This window comes from Bradyrhizobium sp. Crot121 (assembly GCF_059512385.1).
On record NZ_JCAMOR010000003.1, the window covers coordinates 390,101 to 396,936 of the forward strand.

General features: G+C 64.9%; 7 protein-coding genes. 6 read left to right on the top strand and 1 reads right to left on the bottom strand.

Features of this window, described 5'->3' with window-relative positions:
- Window positions 1-3: 3 nt before the first annotated feature.
- The 6 genes from AC5ZGW_RS05980 to AC5ZGW_RS06005 are packed head-to-tail and all read left to right on the top strand — an operon-like array spanning window position 4 to window position 6,010.
- Complete coding sequence (locus AC5ZGW_RS05980; RefSeq protein WP_130231830.1) at window positions 4-885, top strand: AAA family ATPase; 882 nt, start codon at window positions 4-6, stop codon at window positions 883-885.
- On the top strand, window positions 882-2,000 hold the full coding sequence (locus AC5ZGW_RS05985; protein ID WP_496113884.1) for a vWA domain-containing protein: 1,119 nt from the start codon (window positions 882-884) through the stop codon (window positions 1,998-2,000). Before AC5ZGW_RS05980 ends, AC5ZGW_RS05985 begins: the two co-directional genes overlap by 4 nt.
- Complete coding sequence (locus AC5ZGW_RS05990) at window positions 1,997-2,884, top strand: amidohydrolase family protein (RefSeq protein ID WP_130231425.1); 888 nt, start codon at window positions 1,997-1,999, stop codon at window positions 2,882-2,884. Before AC5ZGW_RS05985 ends, AC5ZGW_RS05990 begins: the two co-directional genes overlap by 4 nt.
- Before the next feature lie 45 nt (window positions 2,885-2,929).
- Window positions 2,930-3,778, top strand: coding sequence for an MBL fold metallo-hydrolase (locus AC5ZGW_RS05995; RefSeq protein ID WP_130231423.1), 849 nt, complete (start codon window positions 2,930-2,932; stop codon window positions 3,776-3,778).
- 20 nt (window positions 3,779-3,798) lie between these two features.
- Window positions 3,799-5,370, top strand: a complete 1,572-nt coding sequence (locus AC5ZGW_RS06000; RefSeq protein ID WP_130231421.1) for an isochorismatase family protein — start codon at window positions 3,799-3,801, stop codon at window positions 5,368-5,370.
- A gap of 13 nt (window positions 5,371-5,383) precedes the next feature.
- On the top strand, window positions 5,384-6,010 hold the full coding sequence (locus AC5ZGW_RS06005; protein ID WP_130231419.1) for an FMN-dependent NADH-azoreductase: 627 nt from the start codon (window positions 5,384-5,386) through the stop codon (window positions 6,008-6,010).
- On the opposite strand, the gene AC5ZGW_RS06010 is transcribed toward AC5ZGW_RS06005, so the two are convergent.
- Complete coding sequence (locus AC5ZGW_RS06010) at window positions 5,898-6,590, bottom strand: LysE family translocator (protein ID WP_245475173.1); 693 nt, start codon at window positions 6,588-6,590, stop codon at window positions 5,898-5,900. The genes AC5ZGW_RS06005 and AC5ZGW_RS06010 overlap by 113 nt on opposite strands.
- Window positions 6,591-6,836: the final 246 nt, after the last annotated feature.

The window sequence follows — 6,836 nt, forward strand, 5'->3', positions numbered from 1 at the left end:
GATATGCCGGTTCGCAGCAACATCGTCGGCATCGACTCGCCAGAGGCGCTGGAGAAGGCGCTGCGCGCAGCCTACTATCTTGCCGACGACGGCATCGCGACGTCAGCCTATCTCTCGCTCGCGCTCGGCAAGCCGCTGCTGCTCGAAGGCGCGCCCGGCGTCGGCAAGACCGAAGCTGCCAAGGCGATCGCCGCCGTGCTCGGCCGCAAATTGATCCGCCTGCAATGCTATGAGGGCATCGATGCCGCGGCCGCGCTCTATGAGTGGAACTATCCGCGCCAGATGCTGGCGATCCGGCAGGCCGGCGACGAGACCATCGACATCTATGGCGAGAGCTTCCTGATCGAGCGGCCGATGCTCGCTGCGCTGCGCGCGCCTGACTCGACCGTGCTCTTGATCGACGAAATCGATCGCGCCGACCAGGAGTTCGAGGCTTTCCTGCTCGAATTCCTCTCCGACTTCCAGATCTCGATTCCCGAGCGCGGCACGGTGCGCGCGGCAGAACATCCAGTCGTGGTGCTGACATCGAACCGGACGCGCGACCTGCACGAGGCGCTGCGCCGCCGGTGCGTCTATCACTGGATCGACTACCCGACCGCCGAGCGCGAGGCGCGCATCGTCATGATGCGGGCCTCCAGCGTCGCCGAATCCACTGCCCGCGCTGTCGTTGCCGCGGTCGAAAAACTCAGGCGCGAACCGCTGAGCAAGGCGCCCGGCATCGCTGAAGCCGTCGACTGGGCCGAGGCGGCGACGCTCTTGCATAAGGGCGGCGCGCGTTGGCCGGACGCATTCAAGCGCTCGATCGGCGTCGCGCTGAAGGACGAGGAGGATCTGCATTTCATCTCGCCCCGGCTCGATGCGCTGATAGCGGAGGCTGCCGCGTGAACGACGAATTGCTACTGCCGCGCGCCGCACAAGTGTTCATCTCCTTTGTCGCGCTGTTGCGTAGCAACGGCTTCGCGGTCGCGCCGGAACAGACCACCGCCTTCCTCGCCGCGATCGAATTGCTCGGGCCGCGCAGCCTGGAGCACATCCGCCGCGCGGGTCTCGCGACACTCGCGCCGCCGCCGGAACGGCGCGCGACCTATGACCGGCTGTTCGATATCCATTTCCGCGGTGCTGAGGCCATCGAGCGGGCCGAGGGCGAAGACGAAGACATCGTGCGCCTGCAGGAGGAAGGCCGCGGCGAGGACGAACCGCCGCTCGCCGACGGGGCCAACGAATCCGGCCTCGCCGCCGCCCGCACCGAGGCGCTGGTCGAGCGCCGCTTTGCCCACGGCACGACCGGCGATGTGCTGCGCCGGCTCGCGCGCGAAGCGCCGCGGCGGCTGCCGCGCCGCCGTGGCCACCGGCGGATGCGGGCGCGCCGCGGGCCCTTCGCCGATATTCGCCGCACCTTGCGCGACAGCGTGCGCAACGACGGCGAAGTGCTGCGGCTCGGGCATCTGAAACGCCGCCAGCGCCCGCGCAAGATTCTGCTCCTGATCGACGTCTCGGGCTCGATGAAGGCGCGCACCGAGGAGAACATGAAGCTCGCGCATGCGCTGATCCAGGCCGCCCGCAATGTCGAGGTGTTCACCTTTGGCACCCGGTTGACGCGCGTCACCCGCGCGCTGCGCCTGAAGCGTCGCGAGCAGGCGCTGAACGCAGCCGCACATCTCGTCAGCGACTGGGACGGCGGCACCCGCATCGGCGACGCCTTGCAGGCATTTCTCGCCGTGCCGCGGTTCGGCGGCTACGCGCGCGGCGCCGCCGTGGTCGTGGTCTCCGACGGATTGGAGCGCGGCGACATCTCAGCCTTGCGCGACGCGGTCGCCAAATTGTCGCGACGCGCCTGGTCCCTGAGTTGGCTGACGCCGCTTGCGAGCGGACCTGACTTCCGGCCGCAGACCGAAGCGCTGATCGCGATCGCGCGTTTCGTCGATGACCTCTCCGACGGCGGATCGAGCGCCGCCGTCGTATCGCATCTGTTGTCGCTCGGAGGAAGGAGAGCGGCATGACCGACATTGTCGACGCCCACCACCACATCTGGCGGCAGGCGGATCTCGCCTGGCTGTCCGGCCCGATGCAGCCGCGCATCTTCGGCCCCTATGAGCCGATCCGCCGCGACTATCCGATCCGCGAATATCTCGACGACCTCGCCGGCACCGGCGTGATCCGCTCGGTCTATGTCCAGACCAACTGGCCCACTGATCGCTTCGAGGATGAGGCGGCCTGGGTGCAGCAGACAGCGGGCGAGCACGGCTGGCCGCATGCCATCGTTGCCTATGCCGACTTCTCCGCCAGCGACGTGCGCCCGCAACTCGACCGCCTCGCGCGCTATCCGCTGGTGCGTGGCGTGCGCATGCAACTGCACTGGCATGAAAATCCGCTCTACCGTTTCGCCGCGCGGCCCGATCTCTGTGCCGATCCCGTGATCCGCCGCAACGTCGGCCACCTTGCTGATTATGGCTGGAGTTTTGACCTGCAGGTGTTCGCACCGCAGATGGCGGATGCCGCCGGCCTCGCCGAATCCTGCCCCGACGTGACCTTCATCCTGCAGCACGCCGGCATGCTGGAAGACCTGTCGCCGGCAGGCCGCGCCGCCTGGCGCGCCGGCATGGCAAGGCTCGCACGCTGCCCGAACGTGGTCTCGAAACTTTCGGGGCTCGGCACCTTCATCCATCGCAACGACCTCGCACATATCCGTGGGATCATTGAAGACACCGTCAATGTCTTCGGCGCCGAGCGCTGCCTGTTCGGCTCAAACTTTCCGATCGAGAAACTCTGGACCAGCTACCGCGAACTGATCGCCACCTATCGCGCGGCCACCGTGCAGCTTCGAGGTGAGCAGCGCGACGCCATCTTCAGGGCCACCGCGATGCGCGTCTATCGTATCGGATGACGGCGCACGAAGTCGCACAAAGCAAGATCAATCGGGAGGGAATGGATGCCGCTGGAAATCAAGATCCTGGACTATGGCGATATCGAGTTGGAGTCGAGCTTCCTCGTGCTCGGGCGCGACTGCGGCCGCACCCGGCGCGTGCTGACGCTCGGTTTCCTGATCCTCGGCGGCCCCTATCCTGTCGTGGTCGACACCGGCTATCGCTCCAACCAGATCATGGAGACGCTGGGCATGCGCGGCCTGCAATTCCATGAGAACATGATCGAGAACCAGCTTGCGCGTCACGGCGTACGCGTGGGCGACGTGCGCTTCGTCTGCCACACTCATCTCCATATCGACCACGCCGGCAAGGACGATCTGTTTCCGATGAACACGACCGTCGTTCTCAACCGCCGCGAGCTGGAATATTCCGTGTCCGGCCTGATGCATCCGCAATATCCGGCGCCCGACATCAAGCACCTGGTCGACCGCTTGCACACCAAAGGCGCGCTGCGCTTCCTCGATCTCGAGATCACCGGCCCGATCGAACTGATGCCCGGCGTCTATTGCGACGCCGCCAATGCTCACACCGAGGGCTCGATGAATATCCACGTCCACACCGCTGATGGCATCGCCACCATCTGCGGCGACGTGATCTATGATTTCAACGACCAGATCGTGACGCCCTTCAACGAGATCCATGACTGGGAGCCGCGAACCACCGGCAACCACGGCACCAGCAAGCGCGCGGAGAAGGCCGCGATCAAGAAGCTGCTCAGCAGCTCGCGCTATCTGCTGCCGGTCCACGACCGACCCGCCAAGATCGAAGGCGGTGCAGTGGTCGGCCGATTGCACGACCAGGTGCCGGGCCCGATCGTGCAGAGCCTGCCGGAGCGCCACTGGTTCCCGGCGTGAGCGCAAGAGGACTTTAGCCGATGACGCACGTCACGCTGCGGCCGGAATTCGAGAACCTGATCGATCCCTATGCGCCGGTCGGCCAGGTGGGCACCGGCTTCGAGTTCACGGAGGGCCCGATCTGGCATCCGACCGATCATTATCTGTTGTTCTCGGACATGCCGGCCGACGTGCGCCGGCGCTGGGATGCGCGGCGCGGCGTGGTCGAGGTCAGGCGCCCCTCCAACAAATGTAACGGGATGACCTATGACTCGGAGTTGAACCTGATCGTCTGCGAGCACGCCACCTCCTCGCTGATCCGCGAGCGGCCGGATGGACGGCGCGACGTGCTCGCTTCGCATTTCGAGAACCAGGAGCTCAACAGCCCGAACGACGTCTGTGTCCATTCGAGCGGCGCGATCTATTTCTCCGATCCATGGTATGGCCGCATGCCGGTCTATGGCGTCGAGCGGCCGCGCCAGCTCGGCTTCCAGGGCGTCTATCGCGTGCCGCCAGGTGGCGGCGCAGCCCGCCTGCTCGTCGATCGCAATTTGTTCGAGCAACCGAACGGGCTCTGTTTCTCGCCGGACGAGCGTGCGCTCTACGTCAACGACACCGTGCGGGCGCTGATCCGCGCCTTCGACGTCGAGGCCGACGGCGCGCTCGCTAATCCGCGCGTCTTTGCCAGCAACATCCGTTCAGAGTTCGAGCCCGGCGTGCCCGACGGCATGAAGTGCGATCAGCACGGCAATGTCTGGGTCACCGCGCCCGGCGGCGTCTGGGTCTATTCGCGCAGCGGCGAATTGCTCGGCAAGGTGCGCCTGCCCGAGCTTGTCGCCAATCTCGCCTGGGGCGGTCCTGACTTCCGCACGCTTTATCTGACCGCGACCCATTCGGTCTACGCGATCCCGACCAAGGTCGGTCCGCGCCACGAGCCCTATATGAGCGGCCGGCGCGGCGGCACTGCGGCCGCTTCTTCGGCGCCCGCCCCTCACCTGACCGATGGCGAGATGCGGCTTGATCCGCAGCGCTGCGCGATGATCATCCAGGATCTGCAGAACGATGTCATCATGGACGGCGGCGCGTTCGCGGAATCAGGCGCGCCGGCGCACGCGCGGCAACAGCGCGTCGTCGACAATGTTCGTCGCCTTGCGGAAGTCGCGCGCTCGCGCGGCGTCGTCATCATCCATGTCTGGTTCATCGTCGAGCCGGGCGCGCCGGGCGTCACACTGAATGCACCGCTGTTCGAAGGCCTGGTCGACAACAAGGCGATGGTGCGCGGCAGTTGGGGCGCGGCGCCGGTGTCCGGGCTCGAGCCATGCGCGGGCGATTTCGTCGTCGAGAAGATGCGCATGAGCGCCTGGGAGGGCACGCGGCTGGAAACCATCTTGAAGGCCACAGGCCGCGACATGATCATCAATACCGGTGCCTGGACCAACATGTCGGTCGAGCACACCGCCCGCACCGGCGCTGACAAGGGCTATTTCATGATCGTGCCAGAGGATTGCTGCTCGACCATGAATGCGGACTGGCACAATGCCTCGATCAACTTCGCGCTGCAGAACGTTTCCGTCGTGACCAATGCCGACACCGTTATCAAGGCCCTGGAGTGAAAGGCGCAAGTACGTGCCAAAGCTCCTTCATCTCGCCTGCTCGCCGCGCGCCGATTCGGAATCGGCTGCCGGCGCGCGCGCCTTCCTCGACCATTTTCGGAAAGTGCGACCGGACTGGGACATCGACCTGATGAACCTCTGGAGCGATCATTTACCAGAATTTTCCGGCGCGATCCTCGATGCCAAATACGCCCGCCTGAAGGGCCAGGCTTTCACTGATGCCGAGCGTGACGGCTTCGCCGCCGCCGAGCGCATCGCCTTGCGTCTCGCTCTCGCCGACCGCGTGCTGATCTCGACACCGATGTGGAACTTTGGCATTCCTTACAAGCTCAAGCATTGGCTCGACGTCATCATCCAGCCCGGGCTGACGTTCCGTTTCGATCCGTCGCAAGGTTATCTGCCGCTGCTCAAAGACCGGCCGACGCTCGTCATCCTCGCCAGCGGCAGCGACTTCATCACCGGCATGAATCGCGGACGCATCGATATGGCCACGCCCTATTTGCGCGAGGCGCTCCGCTTCATCGGCATCAGCAGCGTGCGTTTCGTGCCGATCGGGCCCACCACCGGCCCGGCCGAACCAATCCGAATCGCGCGCGAGCATGCCCATCGCCGTCTCGCCGAGATGGCGGTGAACTTCTGATCAGGCGATCCCGAGGGAATGCACGCCGATCATTCCCGCCAGCACAACGAGCGCGATCGCGCTGAGCCTGTAGCCGATCGCAGGGCCTACCCTGCCGCCAAACCCATGGCGTAGCGAAGTGCCGAGCAGAACCCAGCCGGCGCCAACTGTGACAATCTGGGTCGCCAAAGCCGCAAGCCAGGGCAGCAGCTCGACCGATCGCCGATGGCAGGATCGTGAAGGCAAAGATGATCGCCTTGGGATTCAGCAAGGTGGTGACGAAGACACGGCCAAAGGTCACCGGCGCAGCGTCGCCCACCTGACGAGCTCCATGACGCCAGAGCATCGCAGCGAGATAGATGAGATAGATCACAACGGCGATCCGAAGGCCGATCCCGAACTCAGGTAACGTCGCGATGACCGGGCCCAGGATGGATCGCAGCAAAACGATGGCGAGGAGGTAACCGCTCAGCTCCGCCGCCAGCAGATGGGCCGAGCGACATGGTCCGACGCCGGCTCCCGATGTAGCAAGCAACGTATTGGTTGGGCCTGGCGTTGCCAGCAACGACAGCGTGGCCGCGACGAAAGTAACCTTGTCCATTGGCCCATTTATCGGGACTTCGAGCGATGCCGCCTTGATCTCGATCACGAATTGGTCGATCGAGTGTTGACTGGTTGTCAGATACCGATGCGGCTATCCGCCATTTTTCCTAACGATTTCAACGTGATTTGCCGCGTCCAGACCTTCGCACAAAAATAAATCGCTTAACCCGTCGGGCAAATCAGTGATTTAACTCCGCGCGTCTCAGCGCGAATGAGGGGCGGGTCGCGATCGTCACGAACGTTG

What these genes read in the sequence shown, in the direction of transcription:
- AC5ZGW_RS05980 (WP_130231830.1), top strand. Translation starts at nt 4, where the DNA reads ATGCCGGTTCGCAGCAACATCGTCGGCATCGACTCGCCAGAGGCGCTG.
- AC5ZGW_RS05990 (WP_130231425.1), top strand. Translation starts at nt 1,997, where the DNA reads ATGACCGACATTGTCGACGCCCACCACCACATCTGGCGGCAGGCGGAT.
- AC5ZGW_RS05995 (WP_130231423.1), top strand. Translation starts at nt 2,930, where the DNA reads ATGCCGCTGGAAATCAAGATCCTGGACTATGGCGATATCGAGTTGGAG.
- AC5ZGW_RS06000 (WP_130231421.1), top strand. Translation starts at nt 3,799, where the DNA reads ATGACGCACGTCACGCTGCGGCCGGAATTCGAGAACCTGATCGATCCC.
- AC5ZGW_RS06010 (WP_245475173.1), bottom strand. Translation starts at nt 6,590, where the DNA reads ATGGACAAGGTTACTTTCGTCGCGGCCACGCTGTCGTTGCTGGCAACG.